Raw genomic sequence first — 20370 nt, forward strand, 5'->3', positions numbered from 1 at the left:
CCTGCGCCAACTCACGCATTTATTTAAGGATTGTTATGTGCAACTCAGCCAATTGCAGCCACTTCCCGCCCCGCCCTGCCAAGCAGGAGTTGGAGAAGGGCGCCGTACTGTCGCCGAAGTTTGATAGTGATGGCCTGATCGCCGCCGCTGTAACCGATTTTGACACCGGCGACTTGCTTATGGTCGGCTATATGAATGCCGAAGCCCTGCAACGCACCATCGACAGCGGCGAAGCATGGTACTGGAGCCGCTCCCGTCAGGAGTACTGGAAAAAGGGCGGCACCTCCGGCCAAGTACAGAATGTCATCGAAATGCGCACCGACTGCGATCAGGACGCCATCTGGCTGCGCGTACGCGTGGCAGGTAACGGTGCCACCTGTCATGTGGGCTATAATTCCTGCTTCTACCGCAAAATCGAAAAGGATGCGACCGGCAACACCATTCTGACCTTCGCAGAAGCCGCGCCTGTCTATGATCCAGAGGAAGTCTACGGCAAAAAGTGATAGGTTGAGCCCGCGTTTGTTCAGTGTTTTTATAGAGTTTGTCTGTCACACTCTTTCATTCATAGCAAACTCTTCGCCAAATGGGCAAACACGTGCTGGACAAAATACGCTTTAAAGCCTCGGGCAAACCAGAGGACGATTGCCTCGCCAAACCCGGCCCAACCACACCAAGCATCGGCCTCGCCCTAGGCGGCGGTGCCGCACGTGGCTGGGGCCACATTGGCGTGCTCCGCGCCTTAGAGGAGGCGGATATTAAAGCCCACGTGGTTTGTGGCAGTTCAATTGGCGCAATCGTTGGCGGCTGCTATCTGGCAGGCAAGTTAGATGAGCTGGAAGAATTTGCCCGCTCCATAAACCGACGCCGCATGTTCTCCCTAATGGACTTTTCCATCGGTGGCGCCGGTCTTATCTCCGGCAATAAAATCTTCGACCTTCTGCACGAACACCTTGGCAAGACAACAATCGAAGAGCTCGTCACACCCTTTGCCGCCGTGTGCACCGAACTCGGCACCGGCCACGAAATCTGGCTTCGCTCCGGTTCCCTTGCCCACGCCTTACGCTGCACCGCCTCGCTTCCCGGCATTTTCGAGCCAGTCTCCTATGGCGGACGCTGGCTGGTGGATGGCGCTCTGGTCAACCCAATTCCCGTTTCCGTCTGCCGTGCCTTTGGGGCCCGTTTCGTCATCGCCATCAATCTCAACACCGATAGTTTTGGCCGTGGCTCGACAGTGGTGCACGACGATCCTTTCTTCAACTTGCAAGAAGACAATCAAGACACACCAAACCAACTACAACTGGCCAAGCGCATCGTTCGGCGCAAGCTTTTTGGCAAACCAAAGGGACTACCGGGAATTTCCGGGGTAATGATGGAAAGTTACAACATCATACAAGACCGCATTGCCCGCTCCCGCTTGGCAGGCGACCCACCGGACTGGGTCATCCCCTTGCGCCTTGGCGAAATTGGCTTGTTTGATTTTCATCGTGCCGCGGAAAGCATCGAGATCGGCTATGAAACCACCCAGCGCATGCTCACAGACATTCGCGATGTCCTCGGCCTTTGTCCGCCTCTACCACCACAGCACAAATTCCGTGTGCCCGACGATCTCGCCTAAAGCCTCATGCATCAAACAAAAAGGCGACAAGCACTTGCCAGCCGCCTTTTCGGCAATCAAAGCGAAAACCGGCTATCCCGCATGAATATAGGAGCGCATCTCTTCGGCCTCCCGCTCCACCTGCGCAATACGGTACTTGACCACATCACCAATGGAGATAATCCCGCTCAAACGCCCATCTTTGACAACGGGCAAGTGACGAAAGCGCCCCTCTGTCATCCGTGCCAACACCACCAGCAAGGTATCCTGTTCTTCGCAGACCATAACTTTCCGTGTCATGATATCGCGCACGGGCTGCTCCAGAATATCCCGACCATTCAGAGCAATCGCCCGCACCACATCACGTTCCGAAACAATTCCGGCAATCTCCTTATCACCATCATGCAGCACCATTGCACCAATGCCCCGTGCCCCGAGCGTCGCGCACACCTCACCAACCGTACGGTCACAAGGCTCGCAAAACACCTCACGGCCCTTAGCTTGCAGAATTGCAGAAACTGTCATGAACGTCCTCCTCAATACCAAGATGGCGCAAAGCAAATACCGCTCCACCAAGATATATCATGACCAATTCCTATCATTTTGCAAACAGCAGATAAGACATACGGCCTTTTTGCTTAATTGCTTTGAGAGGTAGCTCTGTCAAAAAGTGAAAACAGCAGCAGGCCAGTGGCAAAGCCACCCAAATGTGCTTCCCAAGCGATTGCCGGTCCGCCAGCAGAAGGTGAGAGCAGACCAAACACCACATTCAGCGTCCCCCAAATCCCAAGAAAGCCCAGAGTCCGCCTATCTTGAAATGTACGCATTAGCGAAAATGCTGGCACAAAAAACTTGATCCGCCCCGGCGCGCGCACCTGATGCATGGGCCCACCGTAGCAAAAACCAAATCTCATGACCCCGGCAACTTGTCCCGAGATCGCCGCCGATGCGCCAATCATCGGTATCGACGCGCCTTGGTTCATCAAGAGAAACAACAAGGCACCACCGATAGCACTCAGCCCGCTAAACAACAGGAAACGCATAGCGCCAAAGCGCCACGCCAAAGCCCCGCCAAAAGCGGCCATCCAGAAGCAGTTCACCAGCAAATGTCCCCAGCTACCATGCAAAAAGCTGTAGCTCACAAAAGACCAAATCGCAGAAGCTGTTCCTCCCGGCCACCCCTCCTGCGCAAACAAGCTAAATTCATAGCGCAGCGGCCAGAAAGCGAACAAGGCAAAGATTTGGCGCTGTTCGTATGGCCCAGCAAACTGTTCGATGAGCAAATGCACCGCAACAAACACCAGAACGAGGGCGATCACGACACCGGGTAGATTAAAGACAGGCGGCGAGGATGGTCTCCCCCGCTTTTCAGGGGCAGAAGTTTGCTCCTCAGACATACGTTTCTCCGTAAGGTTCGCAGGCGCGACTACCTAACAGCCCAAATCCGTTTCGTTCAAGTGTGAGACACCGCGTATCAATACGAAACATCCCGTCCTTTTTTGAAACAACAAAAGATCAAGCACGCCAAAAATAGAAAAGCCGCCAGCGCTCTCCCCCGATCACGCATGGCGGCTTTTCAATGTGGCATTAGCCGGAGGTCTGCTGCACTCATTTCCCCCCGAAAACGAGCCGCACCTACGACGGCAATGACGGAACCCATTAAAAGCGCTTCAAAAAAAATAGCAACTAATATTTCAGTTTAACGACAAAAAACACCTTGAACCAAAGAGGATATCCCCAAAGCGACAAAACAGCGTATCAAATTCGATTAAAATTTTAAGAAAGTTTTAATATTGGCACAAACCCTGCTTAATACCCACTAGAGAGACAGGGATGGTTAAAAATGTCTATAAAAGACACACTCTGATCTCCCTTCGATAAGTAAGGCCAGTTCAGGGAGGCATCAGTATGAAACACGGGGCAACACGCTTACTCTACTCTTATTGGGACGAAATCCGCGCCACACGCGAGGCACCAGAACGCTGCGATATCCAGCCTGCGGCAATCAAGTCGGTCCTCGGCGATACGTTTATTCTTGAATATAAAAAACCCGCCGCCTTTATCTACCGCCTCGCTGGCACACGCGTCTGCGCGCTGTATGGACGAGAGCTAAAGTCGCGTGATTTTTTTGATGGCTGGCAAGATGCAGATAAAGCCAAACTCACAACAATGCTAGAATCAGTCACCAAGGAAAAGGCCGCTGCCGTGCTGACCTTATCTGCTGTCTCCGCTAGTGGTGATTCTCTACCGCTAGAACTACTGCTCCTGCCAGTGAACGTCCGCGGCCAAGGGGCTGTGCGCATACTGGGCTCACTCGTGCCCATGCAACGCGCGCATTGGATTGGCGCAGACCCTGTCATCGCGCAAAAAGTCTCGTCAATGCGGGTACTGTGGCCGGATGAGATTGAAGATTTTGCAGGCTTTTCCTCACAATTCCAGCGAGAAACCAACCTAACAATCCCCCGCCAGCCGACAAATCTTAAGCCACCCCATGTAGATATGCAAAACTCATCAGCATTTGGAAAGGCCCGTCAGGTCAAACACCTACTAATATTGGATGGGGGAAAAGCCTGAGCAACAGTTTTCTCCCTGCATACCTTCTATTAAGCTTGATAACCTAGTAATATTATATGAGCAATTTTGCGGCTGACTTGGAATTGGGATTCGATTCATATGACAACGAGCCTTAGCGAAGCGACCGACCTGCAGGGGGAGACCGCCGAACAATACGCCCGCTCGCATCACCGTGTCGATGTCAGTGTGTTGGGCCGGTTTATGCTGGAGAATCAGCAGGAATACCCATGCCAAGCCGTCGATATGTCTCCCGGCGGAGTAAGCCTCATAACGCTCACCACTGGCGCTGTGGGCGAAAAAGTTATCGCTTATCTAGATCATATCGGACGAGTAGAAGGCACAATCAGCCGACATCTCGAGGTCGGTTTTGCGGTTGAGATAAAAGCCAGCCCCAAGAAACGCGAGCGCATCGCCTCCGTACTGACTTGGCTAGCAAACAAAGATTCGCTAGGTCTACCGGAAGATCGCCGCCACGAGCGCTTTGTTCCCAAGACGCAAATCACCAATATGATCCTTGAGGATGGCCGTGAATACGAGTGCTCGATTATTGATGTGTCCTTGTCAGGCGCAGCGATAACGACGTCCGTGCGCCCTGCAATCGGCACGGTTATCACAATCGGCCGAATGCGCGCGCGTGTCGTACGCCATTTTGAAGAGGGCATCGGCTTGGAATTTGCAAGCGTACAAAAACCCGAGATGTTAGAGCAACAGATCGCACATTAAGGCCAGCCAGCGTTACGAGGCCAAGGCTTCATGAGCCAATGAGCCATAGGTATAAAGCAGCGCAAAAGCGCTGCTTCTTGTTTTTAGACAGAATCACTTTGTCCCGACTACGCTCGGCGCAGCCTAACCCCGGTCACCACAGCACGCTGCATCAACATGCTTCACAATCCTTGGTTAACAAATACTAACTTGCCGATTTACCACCATCCCTGTGCGAAGTATGATAATTTTTACAATAATTTCATATAGATAAGAAGTTATTTTACTTTCACCACTCTAAGACAATCCCCCCCGAGCAGCAACAGGCCGTGCTCCGACGGGCAGCAGCCAGACACACTCCGCCGCGCATGAGTTTTGTTTAGAAAGGATTCAGCTCTCTCGCAGACCTTGGGTAACGAACACTCGGGAGTCGCATTTGCTGTCTGCACTTAAAAGCATATCCTGGCCTAAAAAAATAGTGGCCGTCATCGGGCTCACGCTGTCCACCCATGTCAGCGCGCAGCCCCCCGGCCCATTCATGCCTGTGCTTGGCCCGGCAGAGCCGCCAATTGGCCATATCGAGTTTTGCAACAAGTACACGCAAATGTGCCAAGTAACTGACCCAACCCCGTTGCTTGTGCGTCTGACAGATGCACGATGGCGCGAAATAGAGCGCATCAACACTGCCGTTAACAAAACCATTCGCCCAATTACCGACCAGCAGCAATTTGGCACCCCCGAATTTTGGACCTTGCCACAGCTGGGCGCAGGTGATTGCGAAGAATACGTCCTCGAAAAGCAGCGACGCTTCTTGGCCCTCGGCTGGCCCTCAAGTGCACTACTTATCACGGTGGTCAAGGATCTTAACAATTCAGGCCATGCGGTCCTTTCCGTGCGAACTGACAAGGGTGACCTCATCCTCGACAACCAATCCGCTAAAGTGTTGCCGTGGTACGCAACCCCATACCGCTATGTTAAACGTCAGTCCAACCGCAATCCAGCGCGCTGGACAGCTATCTCAGACCGGCGTGTCACCACGGTTGCCAGCATCCCCCGTTAGCCGCATGCCAAAGCGTGACGACGTCGCTCATTTGCAATCCCCTAATTGGTTACCGCCATTGCACTTGGCACAAAAACATCCAGTTCTTTGCTGTAGCGCTGCCAATTAGCAACATAGCCCAGTGCTGAAAGGCGCAGCCGCTCCTGCGCTGCCGCGTCAAGTGTGCCCTTAACCTTTGCTGGTGCTCCAAGAACCAATGAATGGTCAGGGATAACTGTGCGCTCTGTCACCAAAGCGTTGGCACCAATCAGGCAACCTTTCCCGATTTTTGCACCATTTAGCACCGTCGCACCCATGCCAATGAGTGATCCTTCGCCAATTTCACAGCCGTGAACAACCGCGTTGTGCCCAATAGTTACGCCAGCACCGACAATCAGCGGATAACCCGGGTCAGTGTGCAGAACGCAGCCATCCTGCACATTACTGCCCGCTCCAATAGAAATACGCTCCCGGTCCCCACGCACCACTGCATTGAACCAAATTGACGCGTTATCTTCCAAAAGGACATCGCCAATTACTGTAGCAGTAGGTGCAATGAAAAAGGCGTCCGCCTCCGGCAGTTGTGGCTGCTTGCGGCCCAGACTGTAGACAGGCATCTTTCCTCCCCGCTGCCAAATCGTCTCTTAAGGACACTTATAGCGCGACAACTTAATCAGATAAAACCGCAAAACTAAAAACAAGCAATGCCAAGCCCAATAAACAACACGCAACCAAGCCACCCACAATCAACAGCGCTGCTGCTCCGAAACCACTCGCAGACAAACGCGTCTGCGCCAGCGCGTCTTGCCGCCCCGCCTCCAACATCTCAACGGGCCCACGCAGCAGCAGCGCAACAACCGAAATGACGGTGAGCTGTTGCCGCCACCGAAATCGCAACGCATCACTGCAAATCGCAAACAACGCACTGACCAGCAATCCGACACCACACAAAAGCCCTAGCACCAAAAGATCTGCAATCATCACCCCTCCTTGCTCTTGGAAAAAAGGGTTTCACAGCCAGCATTCCCCGCCAATCCTTGGATTGCGACCAATGCCTATGCGCCTATGGGATGTCACCTACTCGATCTGCCTAGAAAAAACTCGAAACATTTAGGCATAAAAAAAGCCCCTCTTGCATTGCAAAGGGGCCTTTCATCATGTGCTTATAAAGTCTTAGAGATCTTCCAGATCAATTTCCAAGACAGCCATCTGGAAGTTCCAAGATGTCTCTCCGTCTTCTTCATCGCGGAAAATCACCCCAAGGAATTCGTCGCCAACATAGACTTCACAAGAGTCATCCTTGTTGGAACGACCACGAACGCTCAGGTTCTGGTTTCCGAATGTTTTGCGCAGAAAAGCCTGCAGTTTGCGGATTTCTTCGGCGTTCACAGCCTTCTCCTTTTCAAGGGTGTTTGATCAATTGGTGCGGCCCAAACTATACAAAGCAGCGCCGCTGCCAACCCCTGCAATCCGGCTTATCCCTGTTGTTTTTCGCCTGTTTTTGCTTGACCTTGCTTGAGCATCTGATCCATCGCCCTCGCGGGCTGTGCACAACCCGCCTCTCCAACCAGTTTTGCCGGAACTCCGGCAACTGTAGAGCACGGCTCCACATCCTTAAGCACAACAGATCCGGCCGCCACCCGCGAACAGTGACCAATTTCAAGGTTGCCGAGCACTTTGGCTCCCGCGCCAATCAACACCCCGTGCCGCACCTTGGGATGACGATCGCCCCCCTCTTTGCCGGTGCCGCCCAGCGTCACACCTTGCAAGATGGAGACATCATCTTCCACCACTGCTGTGCCGCCGATCACCAAGCCGGTGCCATGATCGATAAATATCCCGCGCCCCATCGGCACTGCCGGATGAATATCCACCTGAAACACTTCCGAACTCCGGCTCTGCAAGTAAAGCGCAAAGTCCTTCCGCCCTTGGTGCCACAAATAGTGCGCCAGCCGGTGCGTCTGCAGCGCGTGGAACCCTTTGAAGTAGAGCAGTGGCTCAAGATAACGATTGCAAGCTGGATCGCGATCAATCACCGCAGCAATATCTATCCGAAAAGCCGCAGACAGGCCATCATCCTGCCCCAACGCTTCTAGGTAGGTCTGGCGAATAAGCGATGAAGACACAACAACGTGCCCCAAACGGTCAGCCACCCGGTGGACAATAGCCTCTTCCAGGTTGCTGTGGTTCAACACGGTTTCATAAACGAAAGAGGCCAAGGCCGGTTCCTTGGCAATCATCTCTTCAGCTTCGCAGCGCACACGACTCCAGATCGGATCGTGCGAAGCGATGTCTTGCGGCGCGCTCAGAGGTAATTGCATTGTTTCGCCTCCCTTAAGGCTGTCTCTTTCCATAAAGACAATTGGCATATTCCGGTTGCAACAACCCATTTATGCAACCAGAATGCCAAGCACAAGAGTGCTTTTCCGTTTTGCTAACACACCTGAAACCAGAATTGAACCGGCTCTTGCCCTAGCCTGATCACAATCGCTGGAGCACAGCCGGCAAGCGGGTGTGCTCACTCACCTTAATCCAAGTCCTGAAGAAATCGTAGCACACCGGACTTAAACACTTTATCGCCCACCGCATTCATATGATCACGATTAGGAATATCAAGCACTTGCGCGCTTGGCATTAAGCCTGCCAATCGCTGCGGCGATCCAGCCACCTCGTCCTTTGTACCAACTGCAATCAAGGTTGGCGCTTGCACCTGCGCCACATCTTCTTCACTAATTGGCTTGCGCACCGAGCCCATACATGCTGCGAGTGCTTTACGGTCAGATTTTGTTTGCTCGGCAAAAGCACGAAAGGCGCGGCCTATCCTATCTGGAATCTCGTTCATGCTGTCGGCGAGCAAACCTTGGATAATCGGCTCGGGATTGCCAACACCTGATACAACGCCATAGCCCATACCGCCAAGGATCAGCGAACGCACCAGTTCAGGCCTCTGTAATGCGCAAAACACAGAGATCCGTGTTCCCATGGAGTAGCCAAGCAGATCAACACGCGGCAACCCAAGGTTTTCCGCAAGGCCGATCACATCCCCAGCCATGATCTGCGCGCCATAATCATCCGGGCTGTAGAACTTATGGCTTTCTCCGTGTCCCCGATTATCCAATGCAATCACGCGGCGGCCATCCTTGACCAAAGTGTCCACCCAGCCGGGGTAGAGCCAGTTCACCTCTTTGTTCGAGGCAAAGCCATGCACTAGAATAATCGGCTCCCCCTCCCCTTGATCTAGGTAGGAAATCGGTGCCCCGTTATTCTCGAAAATCGGCATGTAAACTTGCATCCCCTAGCTATACACATTGGCTGAACTTGCCGGATTGCTTGCCTCAAATCCCGCGCAAAATCAAGAGCCCGCTGCCCGCTCCACCAGCTTGCAAACACAAGACCTCACCCCAGCAACGCTTCGCTTGGCACCAAAACACCCAACAGCGCACAATACGCGCCAGAACCTTCTGCGTGCATTCCCTGTTTTTAATGCAAAGCCCTTGTCATTGGTGAGGATTAGCCCTTATTCTGCGCGCAACAAGAATAAGCGAAACTTTCGCTAGTACCCAATCGCCATACTACGGGAGAGAATCCACATGGCCTCGCATGCAGTGCCGCATTTCCAAAATTCAGGCGGCCACAAACAGGTTTCCATCGGTGCCAAAGAATTTATGTGCATCGGTGCAAATCCGCCATTCGATCATCCGCACATTTTCCTTGATATGGGTGCCGACACCGAAGTCGTCTGCCCCTACTGCTCCACCCATTATGTCTACGATAGTGCACTCGCACCGACGCAGGCCACGCCCAGCGATTGTGTCTGGATACCAGATGCCGCTGCACAAGCCGCCGAATAAGACATTCATCAATGACAATGGCCGCCCCGTGCGGCCATTCTTGCAACGACAACAACAATAACAGGATTGCACTGCGTACATGTCTAAAGGCCCTCTTGCCATTTCCGGTGCTGGTATCGCCGGAATGACTGCCGCGCTCTACCTCGCCCGCATGGGTTACAAGGTAGAGCTTTTCGAAGCCGCCAGCCAAATGCAAGAGGTCGGCGCTGGCCTGCAGCTTTCTGCCAATGCCGTGCGCTGCCTTGAACAGATCGGCCTCAAGCACGATCTGGCGGAAACAGCAATCGCCCCGCAATCCATCATCATGCGCGCTGCCCGTACCGGCCGCACCTTGGCCAAGGTCCCCCTAGGCAAACAGGCAAAGCAGCGCTTTGGTGCACCCTACTACGTCATCCATCGCGCCGACCTACAAAACCTGCTTAAAAAAGCCGTCGAAGCAACGCCAGATATTACTCTTTACTTGGGCTGTAAGATCATCAACGCAGACCAAAGCGATGCGGGCGTTACCCTCAAGTTCGCTCCGGATGCCTGCCTCCGCGGAGTTGATTTTGCGGAGCGAACCTACCAACTGCTCATCGCCGCTGATGGTGTCTGGTCCGCCCTGCGAACCAACACCCTCGCCCTCCCCCCAGCCCAATTCTCTGGCCGCGTCGCTTATCGCACAACCATAGATGCCAGCAATTTCTCGCCGCGCATGTTGCAAAACACTGGTCTCTGGCTCGGGCCTCAAGCACACATGGTCCACTACCCTTTGCAGCAGGGCCGCTTTCTGAATATCGTTGCCATCGCCCATGAAGACTGGCAGCAGGTAGACATAGCCGCCCCCAGCTGGGCCGAGCCCGCCACACTGGACCAGCTCCTACCCCACTTTTCAGGCTGGAGCGCCAATGCAACCGATCTGCTGCGCCTGTCCAGCAGCTGGACGCGCTGGGCCCTCTGTCACATCAAACCGGGAAGCGGCTGGTGCAAGGGTCGCATTGCGCTCATCGGTGACGCCGCCCATGCCATGACCCCGTTCATGGCGCAGGGCGCAGCTATGGCCATCGAGGACGCGGCAATACTGGCAGCCAATGTCAGCCGCTTTGGCGCAGCCCCCCCCGCGCTTGCCTCTTACGCCAGCCAGCGCCGCCCCCGTGCCGAGAGCGTTGCTCGCCAAGCACTCAAAAACGAAAGTGTTTATCATATGCGTGCGCCTGCATCTCTGGCGCGTGATACGGTTCTGTCTTTCTCTTCCCCCGCGAAGCTGCTAGAAAAGTTCGCATGGATTTTTGACTGGGCACCGCCACCGCTCGCCGATGCGCATACCGCCCCACAGGATTTAAAATGACAACTGCACAGCACAAAGTTATCAGCGCCGGATATGTGGTGATCGGCGATGAAATCCTTTCTGGCCGCACCAAAGACAAAAACATCGGCTACCTTGCCAGTTTCCTCACCGAGCTGGGCATTGATCTGCAAGAAGTTCGTGTCGTTCCCGATATCGAAGAGCGCATCGTTGAGGCCGTAAATGCCTTGCGGGCCCGCTATACCCACGTCTTCACTTCTGGCGGCATAGGCCCAACCCATGATGACATAACCGCTGACGCCATCGCTAAAGCCTTTGAAGTGGGCATCGACATTGATCCGCGTGCCTTTGCCATTCTAGAGCAGCATTACGCACAAGGGGAATTCACCCCCGCCCGCCAGCGCATGGCCCGCATTCCCCATGGCGCCTCGCTTATCAAAAACAGTGTGTCTGCTGCTCCGGGTTTTAAATTGGAAAACGTGCATGTACTCGCCGGTGTACCAGCAATCATGCAGGCTATGCTGGACGAAATTGGCCCTACGCTGGAAACAGGCGCAAAGATGCTTTCCGGAGCAATCGATATCGCACTACCAGAAAGCCGCATCGCCGCCCAGCTCGCCAAAGTACAGGCAGACCACCCCAAAACCGCCATTGGCTCCTATCCCAGCATGAAAGATGGGGTGTTTTCCACACAAGTGGTTGTCAGAGCCCGCGAAGTTGATGTACTGCGAGATGCAATCGCTGCTGTAGAGGCGCTTGCCACCAAGGCCCTCGGCACATCCACCAAAGGGACCGAAGATGGAAAATCCAGCCCAGAATAAAGCCTTCCCAGTTTCTTGGGATCAGTTCCACCGCGATTGCCGCGCCCTGTCTTGGCGTCTGTCTGACAAAGGCCCGTTTGACGCAATTGTCTGCATCACCCGTGGTGGCCTTGTTCCAGCCGGTATCATCGCCCGCGAGCTTGGCGTACGTAAAATCGAAACCGTTTGCATCGCTTCCTATCATGATTATGACGACCAAGGTAAACTTGAAGTCATCAAAGGCATTGATCCAAATGTGATTGCAGACCAAGGCGAAGGCGTACTTGTCATCGACGATCTTGTAGACACCGGTAAAACCGCCAAGGTCGTGCGCGAGATGCTGCCAAAAGCCCACTTTGCTACCGTTTACGCCAAGCCTCTTGGCCGTGAACTGGCCGACACCATCGTCACCGAGCTTTCGCAGGACACATGGGTCTACTTCCCATGGGATATGGGCTGGTCCTTCCAGCCGCCAATCGCCAAAGATACGGCAGGCTAACCAAACACACAAAAGGCAGCTCCGGCTGCCTTTTTTATTTCCCTTTTACACCTCTCCCGATCTGGCCACCATTTCTCGATAGTGCGCAGGCTGCTCCCCTGTCAGCCGCTTGAAAACCCGGCTGAAATGCGCCTGATCCGCATAGCCTAGCCCATAGGCAAGTTCGGCAAGCGAGCCCTCAAAAGCCTCCCTGTCCTGCGCCTCCAGCAGCGCCAGCGCCTCGAAAATCCGATAGCGTTCAATCACCCATTTAGGCCCGACACCAAGATACTGCTGAAACAGCCTTTGCAGCTGGCGAACTGTTAGGCCAAACCGGTCGGCAACCTGCTCCACCCTGAGAAGGCTTCGATCTGCCTCAATCCCCGTAGTAATCTTACCAAGCAAGAGCACAGAGGCTGTGCATATCCACCTCAAGGCACTGTGCCAATAGGCGCAGCAACAACGCCTCAGCTTGCGCAAAGGCGCGCGCCTCCACCAACGCTTCAAGCTCGCCAACCTCTTGCGCCGCAAGCCCGGCGCTGGTGAGCGGCACCGATCCATCCACAAGATCACCAGCGCGCACATTAAACAACACGGTCGCCGCCCCGGGCACAAGCTTAAAGCCCAGCACTGCACCTTTCCCGCGCAGCTCATAACAAAACGGCGCCGTCGTAGGTCCATATAGTCCGCTGCCGCTACGCCGATCAATAACCAGATGCTGCGCCGGATGGGGGAGATTTCGCTGCTCATGGCTTTGCCCTTCAGGCAGTGCCCATGTCACCTGCCAGATCGCCGCAACACCTGCCCCGAAGCGGCCCTGCGCCGGGCGCAAGTCCAGCTGCAACGGCGGCTTTTCTGCTGCGCGAATAAGCCCTTTTACCGGTAATTTTGCACGCAAAAGCCCCCTCCGTCGCAATTGTTCAAGACCAAGCCAGCGGACGGCCTTAGCCTGCCACAATCTATTTACAGTTTAGGACATAACAGCATGCAAGCAAGCTATACAATTGAAAGTTGGCAGGAAACACCGATAAGCGAAGATCAGGAAACCAAGCTCACAAGGGCCGAGGTGACCAAAACGCATAGCGGCCAATTAGTTGGCAACGAAGCCATGACATACACCATCGCCTATGCAGATAAGAGCAGATCAGTCTTCAGTGGCACCGGCATTTTTCAAGGCGAATTAAACGGCGTCCCCGGCACCTATGCCATAATTGAGCGGGGTAGCTTTCATGGCGATACTGTGCAGGCCCGTTTTGCTGTCTATGAGTTAACGACGCAAAACACCTCCAGCCCACTGAACATTGTCACTGAAGCAGACTACACGGCGACCGGTCATGGCCTGGTCGCTTACCGCATCAATTGATAAAGCATGATAGGGCAGCAAGCGCGCTGCCTTATTGCTCCATCGCTGACTTAGGCCGCGGGCGGTTGAAAGCGCGGAAATACCAAGTCGCCATGTGCAAGCCGAGTATGCAAAACAAGAACAAGCTAAGCTGTTCCAAAACGATTTCGTAAATAAACAGGCAAGCTAAAACCGGTGTGAACAAGAACTCTCGCCACCCCTGCACATTATTGGGCAATTGACTGAAAAACAGCATCATTCCCAAGCTTACGATCAAGGTCGTACAAATTATGACCCCTTGCACGCTCAGCGCTGTCCAAAGTAAACCGTAGTCGCCACGGCGCCCCAGTAGCGGTGAAAACAAAATACCCACGACCAACACGACACTAAGTACGCCCAAATGAAACTGTGGCGGCATAACATTTAGCGGTGCCCAAATGACAACAACATATGACGCCATTAGGCAAAGCGTTGTTATCACTGCAACTTTGAAATTAACGGAAGATAGCAACGCATTATTCCAACTACTTGCCTAGTCCATATGCCAAACACTCACACTTACAAGCTAGTTGAGTAAACGCATAATGCAAAGGGAGAGCAGTTCTTTTACTCAACGTGATCAACAGGTTCATTGGTTGATTTTCTCGGCTTAACACGATTAGACAACCAGCTATACACATAATTACCAACCAGCACAGCCGAAGAAATTATGAGAAACCCCTTAAAAACCTTGTTAAACTCATACTGCCTAAGAATAAAACCTGACACATTCAAAGTGGCTAAAAAGAAAAATGCCGCGCAAACAAATGACAATACATACTTTTTAAATATATACATCTTTTTGACCCCTATAAGACCATCAAAAATTTCGTTAGATCTATTTCTAACTTCAGAAAACTGAGAAATACCTATCATGAACACGCACAACCAAAAAGGTTAAAGTGCCGAATAAAAATCTATTTCAACATTCCGGTCTACAACGATCTCGCCAGCATCAAGGCGGCAACCAATGGCATAGGCTTCCACCCCTGCGGCCAACGCCGCATCAAAGGCTTCGCCATAGGCGTGGTCAATATCACGCGCGATACGCATGCGCTGCGCATCATCCCGCTGCACCAAAAACACCATAGCCGCACGGTGCCCCTGCGCAACCATATCGCTTAACTCTTGTAGATGCTTGGTTCCCCGCGCGGTCACACTATCAGGAAACTCCGCAATCCCCGCCTCGCGCAGCATGGTGGTGTTCTTCACCTCCACATAGGTCAGCGCGCCATCTTCATTCTCTAACAAAATATCGATACGGGAGTTCTTGCCGTACTTTACTTCGCGGCGCAGCTTTGCGTAGCCTTGCAACGGTGCGATCCACCCCACACCGAGTGCCTCCTCCACCAGCTTATTAGGCAGCGCTGTGTTGATGCCCACCATGGCCTCGCCAAGCTGTAGCATCTGCCAAGAGTATTTGAGCTTGCGCTTTGGATCATCGCTATAGCTCAGCCAAACGGGAATACCCTCCCCCAGCAAGGTCTTCATGGAGCCGGAATTGGCGCAGTGTGCCGTCACTATTTCACCGCTGTGGCACAGCTCTACATCCGCCAAAAACCGCTTGTAGCGCTTTTTCAGCCGCCCCTCGATCAACGCTTCAGGAAATTTCATTACCGCCCACTCTTGCTCGTTACTTGCGCCAGAAATCCGGATCAAGCAGCACCAACACGGTAAACAGCTCCAACCGGCCCAGCAGCATCGCTGCGCTCAAAATCCACTTCACTGCATCTGGCAGCGGCGCAAAGCTGCCCGCCGGGCCGATGACCGGCCCAAGACCCGGCCCCACATTGCCCACCGAAGTCGCCGCCGCAGATACCGCCGTCACCAGATCCAGATGAAAGGTGGACAAAACCAAAGTCAGAATCCCAACGGTTCCCAAGTAAACCACTAGAAAAGCCAGAACAGAAAAGGTTAGCTCCGGCGTCAGGCGCGCCGCCCCATAAGAAACCGAAATCACACGATTGGGCCGCACCATCCGCCGCAAATGCGCCTTTACCGTGCCAAAAAACACCAGGAAACGGAAGATCTTGATACCCCCAGTTGTCGATCCGGTACACCCGCCGACAAACTTCAGCAGCAGCGCCAACCCGATCACCGGCGCGCCCCACTGGGTGTAGTCCCCCATAGCATAACCCGTGCCGGTTATCACGGAAATCACGTTGAACGTGGCTTTCAATAAGGCCTGCGAAAACGGCTCTTGCAACGACACGCCAAGATAAATGGTCAGAGCCAGCGACACCAACGCAATCAACCATAGAAACGAACGCACCTGCGGATCGCGCCAAAGCCGCCACGGTTGCCCCCGCGCCGCCTGCACGACGAGCACAAACGGTAAGGACCCAAGCACCATAAACACAATAGCAATCCAGCCGCTCACCGGATTCGTAAAGAAGCCGAAAGACTTGTCATGGGTCGAATAACCACCCGTCGCCACTGTCGTGAGCGCGTGATTGAACGCATCAAATATGCTCATGCCACTCGCCCAATAGGCAAAGATACAAAGCACGGTAATGCCAAGATAAGTAAGGCCGATATACTGGATCTGCTCTGCCGAGCGGGAGAAAATTCGCTCCCCATCCGCCGAACTCTCTGTCTGGAACAACTGCATTCCACCAATGCGCAGGAACGGCAACAGCACAATCGCCATAACCACAATGCCGATCCCGCCCATCCACTGCATAAGCGAGCGCCAAACCAAGAGGCCCGGCGGCAGATTATCCAGCCCTGACAAGACGGTCGAACCAGTCGTGGTAAAGCCGGAGACACTCTCAAAAAACGCATCTACATAGGCAATACCGAGGCCCATAAACGGCAGCGCACCAAGCGCCGGCAGCGTAATCCATGCAAGGCTGGTCAAAATAAACGCCTGCCTCGTCGTAATACCATCGCGCAGCGCATCGCCCATCGCAACAGATAGCAGCATCCCCACAAGGCCGGTAACCATCGCGGAGAACACAAAAGCCTGCCAATCAGCGTTGCGCAGCGACACATCCACCAGCGCAGGCACCAGCATTGCTAATGCTAGCGTGACATACAGATACCCAAGCACACTCAGGACAGGACGGAATAAAACCAATTGTACTCTCGCTTGCCAAACCCCACCGGCCACAGCGGGCATCGTTTTGCAGCAAAAGAGCCAATGACTGCCTCTATAGCCCTCGCTGCCCCACCCCTCGCGGCAGGTCCTTGAGGAATACACGGCATTCAATTGGTACAACACCGCCTGAAGAGGCGTTTTCCAAGAACATCCAAAGACAAGCAACAATTAAAAACATTATTAAAATGTCTCGCAATAATATTTCACAGACAAGAACAATTATACACAGGGGCACCAGCAATACCGCGAGTCACTCCGCCGCCACTTGGGAAACCATAGAGTTAACGCCAAAACTCCGGATCAAACAGCAGGATAATTGTGAACAGTTCCAGCCGCCCCAGCAGCATCGCCACCGCAAGCACCGCCTTGGCACTCTCCGGCAATTCGGCAAAGCTTCCCACCGGGCCAATTTGATCGCCAAGCCCCGGCCCCACATTGCCAAGCGCAGTTGCCGCAGCGCTCAGCGCAGTGACCAGATCAAGCCCCAAGCCCCCCAAAACCACTGTAAGGCCAACCACAGTGCCCATGTAAACCACAAAGAAAGCCAATACAGAAAACGCCAGATCAGGCGTAATTTGCGTATCACCATAGCGCACGACAACCACCCGATCAGGCCGTAGCATCTGCCGCATATGCGCGCGCACTGTTCCAAAAAACACCATAAAGCGAAAGGTTTTGATCCCGCCGGCGGTGGATCCGGTACACCCCCCCATTAGGGTCATCATAAATACAACTCCGACCATCGGCGCGCCCCAAGTAGTGTAATCACCAAGCCCGTAGCCCGTTGTCGTCACGATAGAGGTCACCACAAATAGTGAATCGACCAAGGCCTCGCCAAACGCCCATTGGTGCGCCGCACCCAAGTAGATCGTCATGCAAATGGAGATTACGAGGAGGCTTTTAAAGAACACCTGCGCTTGCGGATCTCGAAACAAGGCCAGCGGCGATTTGGTCAATGATTTGACCAGCAACACAAACGGCAAACCAGCAGCCATCATAAATACAATTGCCACCACACGAACACCGAGCCCGTCAAAATGGGCGAAGGAGGCATCGTGTGTTGAAAACCCGCCTGAGGACAAGGTCGTCATAGCGTGATTAACCGCGTCGAACAGATCCATACCGAACAGCAAATAGCCAAACACACATATCCCGGTCAGAACCATGTAAACCCCGGCGATATACCGCATCTGGTCGCCCGCCCGGCTGAAGATCTTATCGCTCTTGTCAGAACTTTCAGTTCGAAACAGCTGCATGCCGCCGATACGCAATCTGGGCATCAGCATAATCGCCATGACGATGATCCCGACACCGCCAACCCACTGGGTCAGCGAACGCCACAGCAACAAGCCCGGAGGCATACTATCCAAGCCAATAAGTACCGTCGATCCTGTGGTCGTAAACCCGGATGCACTTTCAAAAAAAGCATCAACGAACCCGATACCTAGCCCCAGAAATGGTAAAGCCCCCGCAGCAGGCAACAAAAACCACGCGCTTGCCGTGATCAAGAACGCCTGACGCGTGCTAATCCGCTCAATCTGGTAGCCAGACGTCGCAACCGACAGCAATAGCCCGATCATACCAATGAAGATCGCGGTCAAGGCAAAGGCTAACCAGTCAGGGTTGTTGGCATAAAGATCCACCGCAGCAGGAACCAGCATCAACAAGGCCAGTGCCACACAAAAATACCCAAGCACGCGCAGAACCGGACCAATCAGCAGCATGACATTCCTCTAATCATGACGACGCGATTTTACACCCCAAAATCGCAAGACAGTTTTAATGCATGAAATCTCAGGCAGGACAATCACGTAGCACTGCCCCACATACATGCAATGAGCAATATTACATATTAACCTTTGCACCAAGCGCAACCCTGCTATGCAGTTACTGCAAAATCTCAACTACCTTTACGTTAGAATCGTTCCTTTTCTATGAAATATCAAGGACATGGGACAATTCCGCATAGGACACTGCCACATTTCTACTGTATAAGGCAGATAAGAGATCGCGCTCGTCCCCCGAAGCCAAGCTAGAGCGCGCACGAAAAACTGTTTTGCGCACAAGCATGCGCCTTCAACTGTATCCATAGCAGGAGCCCGGATCCCATGCCATCCGCAGCCTCAACAGCTGTAAGCCCATTGGGTTTGACACACACCGCAGAAGCCTACGGCATCACCAAAACCCGCAAGGCACCGCTAACCTCGTTCATGCTGGCTATCACCGCCGGTGTATTTATTGCCATCGGCTTTACCTTTTACACCACAGTCACGGTCGGCACTGGCACAGCTCCCTATGGCCTTGTTAAGTTCATCGGCGGCGTTGCCTTTTCCCTTGGCCTGATGCTGGTCATTGTCACCGGAGCCGAGCTGTTCACCTCCACCGTACTCACCTCTGTGGGCTATGCCAGCCGCAAAATCAGTACACTAGAGATGATCCGCACATGGGTAACGGTTTACCTCGGCAACTTCGTGGGGGCCCTGCTCTTTGTCGCCCTGATATTTGCAGGCAAGGTCTATATGCAAGTTGGCGGTGAATGGGGCATCAATGCAATGAAGATCGCCCAGCACAAGCTTCACCACTCGTTTGGCGAGGCGATTGCCCTCGGCATTATGTGTAACATGTTGGTTTGTCTCGCAGTTTGGCTCTCCTTCTCCTGTCAGAATATGATAGAAAAGGTGCTGATTATCATTCTGCCAGTTGCGATGTTTGTCGCTGCCGGGTTCGAGCACTGCGTTGCAAACATGTTTATGATCCCGCTCGGCATCATCATCCATTCATTTGCAGGACCAGAGTTCTGGGCAGCCACAGGAGTCGATCCGGCTGCTTTTGCCGATCTCACCACCTCCCACTTTGTGCTGAACAATCTTATCCCGGTTACCATTGGCAACATCATTGGCGGCGCCGTGATGATCGGCTTCACCTACTGGTTCATTCACATTCGCCCTACGTTGAAGCTAGGCGAAGATGCAACACCAGCCGAGTAGCTACGGGTAAAGACAGAGCCTTCCTCCGCCCTCTCTCGGCCTAAACGATGATAGCACACCAAGGGCCGCGCTCGCTCGCGGCCCTTGTAATACCCTCGCGAAGACCTACCTAAAACTCACAGGTACTACGACTACACGCGTTACCAAACACCTGCGATATGCCAGGAAGCGTGGTCGCCACAGAACGAGTCATCACAAAACTGCAACAAATGCAGATGACTGATAATACAAGAAAAACTACGCAATGCCCCTTAGAACCCGCCGACGAAGTGGGGAAAACCAAAGACGGGACACCCCCTGCGACGACTTGACCCAAAAGTCATGCCCCGCGCACCGTAGATAAACACGCCCCTTAATACATCAGAGACACCACAAAAAACGCATACATTAAAACCTGTCTAAGATATTGATTTGTAAAAATATATTAGAAAAACAAAGTATCAAATTTCCCTTAGCTATTCTTCCGCAAGCACAAGCACCAGCAGGAACACCTCTCTAATAGATTTCATCTATAAGACAATAAAGTCTATCAATTTCAAATCCCTCCCAACTGCCACCAATCTTGGGCCGAACCGCACC

The 20370-nt window shown here is 53.3% G+C and carries 24 protein-coding genes; 11 read left to right on the forward strand and 13 right to left on the reverse strand.

Features of this window, described 5'->3' with window-relative positions:
* The first annotated feature begins 35 nt into the window (after positions 1-35).
* Positions 36-503 (forward strand): phosphoribosyl-AMP cyclohydrolase, encoded by a 468-nt coding sequence (hisI, locus tag AYK82_RS08880; protein WP_068314249.1) that lies wholly within the window; start codon positions 36-38, stop codon positions 501-503.
* An 80-nt stretch (positions 504-583) separates the two neighbouring features.
* Complete coding sequence (locus AYK82_RS08885) at positions 584-1615, forward strand: patatin-like phospholipase family protein (protein WP_068314251.1); 1032 nt, start codon at positions 584-586, stop codon at positions 1613-1615.
* Between the two features lie 72 nt (positions 1616-1687).
* Here the strand turns inward: AYK82_RS08885 and AYK82_RS08890 are convergent, their stop codons facing one another.
* Both AYK82_RS08890 and AYK82_RS08895 read right to left on the reverse strand, forming a co-directional pair.
* Positions 1688-2119: a CBS domain-containing protein gene (locus tag AYK82_RS08890; RefSeq protein ID WP_068314253.1), complete on the reverse strand. Its 432-nt coding sequence runs from the start codon at positions 2117-2119 to the stop codon at positions 1688-1690.
* Between the two features lie 113 nt (positions 2120-2232).
* Positions 2233-2991 carry a rhomboid family intramembrane serine protease gene (locus AYK82_RS08895; RefSeq protein WP_068314256.1) on the reverse strand — a complete coding sequence of 253 codons (759 nt, stop codon included), beginning with the start codon at positions 2989-2991 and terminating at the stop codon, positions 2233-2235.
* Positions 2992-3502: 511 nt separating this feature from the next.
* On the opposite strand from AYK82_RS08895, the gene AYK82_RS08900 reads away from it, so the two are divergent.
* From AYK82_RS08900 to AYK82_RS08910, 3 genes are all read left to right on the forward strand, one after another.
* Positions 3503-4168, forward strand: coding sequence for a PAS domain-containing protein (locus AYK82_RS08900; protein ID WP_068314259.1), 666 nt, complete (start codon positions 3503-3505; stop codon positions 4166-4168).
* A 99-nt stretch (positions 4169-4267) separates the two neighbouring features.
* The gene (locus AYK82_RS08905) at positions 4268-4891 is read left to right on the forward strand and encodes a PilZ domain-containing protein (RefSeq protein ID WP_068314263.1); all 624 of its coding nucleotides are present in this window, start codon (positions 4268-4270) and stop codon (positions 4889-4891) included.
* 415 nt (positions 4892-5306) lie between these two features.
* Entirely contained in the window at positions 5307-5930 is a 624-nt protein-coding gene (locus tag AYK82_RS08910; protein WP_208976445.1) for a transglutaminase-like cysteine peptidase, read from the forward strand.
* A gap of 41 nt (positions 5931-5971) precedes the next feature.
* Here the strand turns inward: AYK82_RS08910 and AYK82_RS08915 are convergent, their stop codons facing one another.
* The 5 genes from AYK82_RS08915 to AYK82_RS08935 form a co-directional block, all read right to left on the reverse strand.
* Complete coding sequence (locus tag AYK82_RS08915) at positions 5972-6526, reverse strand: gamma carbonic anhydrase family protein (protein WP_068314266.1); 555 nt, start codon at positions 6524-6526, stop codon at positions 5972-5974.
* 52 nt (positions 6527-6578) lie between these two features.
* Positions 6579-6890 carry a hypothetical protein gene (locus tag AYK82_RS08920; RefSeq protein ID WP_068314269.1) on the reverse strand — a complete coding sequence of 104 codons (312 nt, stop codon included), beginning with the start codon at positions 6888-6890 and terminating at the stop codon, positions 6579-6581.
* Positions 6891-7082: 192 nt separating this feature from the next.
* Positions 7083-7298, reverse strand: coding sequence for a DUF3126 family protein (locus tag AYK82_RS08925; RefSeq protein WP_068314272.1), 216 nt, complete (start codon positions 7296-7298; stop codon positions 7083-7085).
* A gap of 86 nt (positions 7299-7384) precedes the next feature.
* Positions 7385-8230: a serine O-acetyltransferase gene (gene cysE / locus AYK82_RS08930; protein WP_156453310.1), complete on the reverse strand. Its 846-nt coding sequence runs from the start codon at positions 8228-8230 to the stop codon at positions 7385-7387.
* A 206-nt stretch (positions 8231-8436) separates the two neighbouring features.
* Complete coding sequence (locus tag AYK82_RS08935) at positions 8437-9189, reverse strand: alpha/beta fold hydrolase (protein WP_068314275.1); 753 nt, start codon at positions 9187-9189, stop codon at positions 8437-8439.
* Between the two features lie 310 nt (positions 9190-9499).
* Here AYK82_RS08935 and AYK82_RS08945 point away from each other — a divergent pair, with 310 nt between their 5' ends.
* The 4 genes from AYK82_RS08945 (at position 9500) to gpt (ending at position 12344) form a co-directional block, all read left to right on the forward strand.
* Positions 9500-9760, forward strand: a complete 261-nt coding sequence (locus AYK82_RS08945) for a zinc-finger domain-containing protein (RefSeq protein WP_068314280.1) — start codon at positions 9500-9502, stop codon at positions 9758-9760.
* Positions 9761-9839: 79 nt separating this feature from the next.
* Complete coding sequence (locus tag AYK82_RS08950; protein WP_068314283.1) at positions 9840-11087, forward strand: FAD-dependent monooxygenase; 1248 nt, start codon at positions 9840-9842, stop codon at positions 11085-11087.
* The gene (locus AYK82_RS08955; RefSeq protein ID WP_068314285.1) at positions 11084-11866 is read left to right on the forward strand and encodes a competence/damage-inducible protein A; all 783 of its coding nucleotides are present in this window, start codon (positions 11084-11086) and stop codon (positions 11864-11866) included. The genes AYK82_RS08950 and AYK82_RS08955 overlap by 4 nt, the downstream gene beginning before the upstream one ends.
* Positions 11844-12344 (forward strand): xanthine phosphoribosyltransferase, encoded by a 501-nt coding sequence (gpt, locus tag AYK82_RS08960; RefSeq protein ID WP_068314288.1) that lies wholly within the window; start codon positions 11844-11846, stop codon positions 12342-12344. Before AYK82_RS08955 ends, gpt begins: the two co-directional genes overlap by 23 nt.
* Before the next feature lie 45 nt (positions 12345-12389).
* On the opposite strand, the gene AYK82_RS18110 is transcribed toward gpt, so the two are convergent.
* Entirely contained in the window at positions 12390-12734 is a 345-nt protein-coding gene (locus AYK82_RS18110) for a helix-turn-helix transcriptional regulator (protein WP_068314291.1), read from the reverse strand.
* Complete coding sequence (locus tag AYK82_RS18115) at positions 12718-13221, reverse strand: DUF6597 domain-containing transcriptional factor (protein WP_068314294.1); 504 nt, start codon at positions 13219-13221, stop codon at positions 12718-12720. The genes AYK82_RS18110 and AYK82_RS18115 overlap by 17 nt, the downstream gene beginning before the upstream one ends.
* An 87-nt stretch (positions 13222-13308) precedes the next feature.
* Here AYK82_RS18115 and AYK82_RS08975 point away from each other — a divergent pair, with 87 nt between their 5' ends.
* Entirely contained in the window at positions 13309-13686 is a 378-nt protein-coding gene (locus AYK82_RS08975; protein ID WP_068314297.1) for a DUF3224 domain-containing protein, read from the forward strand.
* Positions 13687-13717: 31 nt separating this feature from the next.
* On the opposite strand, the gene AYK82_RS08980 is transcribed toward AYK82_RS08975, so the two are convergent.
* The 4 genes from AYK82_RS08980 to AYK82_RS09000 all read right to left on the reverse strand — a co-directional run bounded on the left by AYK82_RS08980 (position 13718) and on the right by AYK82_RS09000 (position 18528).
* Entirely contained in the window at positions 13718-14125 is a 408-nt protein-coding gene (locus AYK82_RS08980; protein ID WP_068314300.1) for a hypothetical protein, read from the reverse strand.
* A gap of 476 nt (positions 14126-14601) precedes the next feature.
* Positions 14602-15318, reverse strand: coding sequence for a DNA/RNA nuclease SfsA (sfsA, locus tag AYK82_RS08990; RefSeq protein WP_068314310.1), 717 nt, complete (start codon positions 15316-15318; stop codon positions 14602-14604).
* Between the two features lie 19 nt (positions 15319-15337).
* The gene (locus AYK82_RS08995) at positions 15338-16783 is read right to left on the reverse strand and encodes a TrkH family potassium uptake protein (RefSeq protein ID WP_244265742.1); all 1446 of its coding nucleotides are present in this window, start codon (positions 16781-16783) and stop codon (positions 15338-15340) included.
* Between the two features lie 302 nt (positions 16784-17085).
* Entirely contained in the window at positions 17086-18528 is a 1443-nt protein-coding gene (locus tag AYK82_RS09000; protein WP_208976446.1) for a TrkH family potassium uptake protein, read from the reverse strand.
* A 384-nt stretch (positions 18529-18912) separates the two neighbouring features.
* Between AYK82_RS09000 and focA the strand changes: the two genes are divergently transcribed.
* On the forward strand, positions 18913-19791 hold the full coding sequence (gene focA / locus AYK82_RS09005) for a formate transporter FocA (RefSeq protein WP_068314320.1): 879 nt from the start codon (positions 18913-18915) through the stop codon (positions 19789-19791).
* Positions 19792-20370: the final 579 nt, after the last annotated feature.

Source organism: Polycladidibacter hongkongensis, from assembly GCF_001561995.1.
Taxonomy (GTDB): domain Bacteria; phylum Pseudomonadota; class Alphaproteobacteria; order Rhizobiales; family Stappiaceae; genus Pseudovibrio; species Pseudovibrio hongkongensis.

Bases quoted from the DNA above. Each gene is read 5' to 3' on its own strand.
- AYK82_RS08935 (WP_068314275.1), bottom strand. From the start codon at position 9,189: ATGCCGATTTTCGAGAATAACGGGGCACCGATTTCCTACCTAGATCAA.
- AYK82_RS08950 (WP_068314283.1), top strand. From the start codon at position 9,840: ATGTCTAAAGGCCCTCTTGCCATTTCCGGTGCTGGTATCGCCGGAATG.
- AYK82_RS09000 (WP_208976446.1), bottom strand. From the start codon at position 18,528: ATGCTGCTGATTGGTCCGGTTCTGCGCGTGCTTGGGTATTTTTGTGTG.
- cysE (WP_156453310.1), bottom strand. From the start codon at position 8,230: ATGCAATTACCTCTGAGCGCGCCGCAAGACATCGCTTCGCACGATCCG.
- AYK82_RS08980 (WP_068314300.1), bottom strand. From the start codon at position 14,125: ATGGCGTCATATGTTGTTGTCATTTGGGCACCGCTAAATGTTATGCCG.
- AYK82_RS08975 (WP_068314297.1), top strand. From the start codon at position 13,309: ATGCAAGCAAGCTATACAATTGAAAGTTGGCAGGAAACACCGATAAGC.
- AYK82_RS08900 (WP_068314259.1), top strand. From the start codon at position 3,503: ATGAAACACGGGGCAACACGCTTACTCTACTCTTATTGGGACGAAATC.
- AYK82_RS08920 (WP_068314269.1), bottom strand. From the start codon at position 6,890: ATGATTGCAGATCTTTTGGTGCTAGGGCTTTTGTGTGGTGTCGGATTG.
- AYK82_RS08955 (WP_068314285.1), top strand. From the start codon at position 11,084: ATGACAACTGCACAGCACAAAGTTATCAGCGCCGGATATGTGGTGATC.
- AYK82_RS08895 (WP_068314256.1), bottom strand. From the start codon at position 2,991: ATGTCTGAGGAGCAAACTTCTGCCCCTGAAAAGCGGGGGAGACCATCC.
- focA (WP_068314320.1), top strand. From the start codon at position 18,913: ATGCCATCCGCAGCCTCAACAGCTGTAAGCCCATTGGGTTTGACACAC.
- AYK82_RS08905 (WP_068314263.1), top strand. From the start codon at position 4,268: ATGACAACGAGCCTTAGCGAAGCGACCGACCTGCAGGGGGAGACCGCC.
- AYK82_RS08915 (WP_068314266.1), bottom strand. From the start codon at position 6,526: ATGCCTGTCTACAGTCTGGGCCGCAAGCAGCCACAACTGCCGGAGGCG.
- sfsA (WP_068314310.1), bottom strand. From the start codon at position 15,318: ATGAAATTTCCTGAAGCGTTGATCGAGGGGCGGCTGAAAAAGCGCTAC.
- AYK82_RS08890 (WP_068314253.1), bottom strand. From the start codon at position 2,119: ATGACAGTTTCTGCAATTCTGCAAGCTAAGGGCCGTGAGGTGTTTTGC.
- AYK82_RS08885 (WP_068314251.1), top strand. From the start codon at position 584: ATGGGCAAACACGTGCTGGACAAAATACGCTTTAAAGCCTCGGGCAAA.
- gpt (WP_068314288.1), top strand. From the start codon at position 11,844: ATGGAAAATCCAGCCCAGAATAAAGCCTTCCCAGTTTCTTGGGATCAG.
- hisI (WP_068314249.1), top strand. From the start codon at position 36: ATGTGCAACTCAGCCAATTGCAGCCACTTCCCGCCCCGCCCTGCCAAG.
- AYK82_RS08945 (WP_068314280.1), top strand. From the start codon at position 9,500: ATGGCCTCGCATGCAGTGCCGCATTTCCAAAATTCAGGCGGCCACAAA.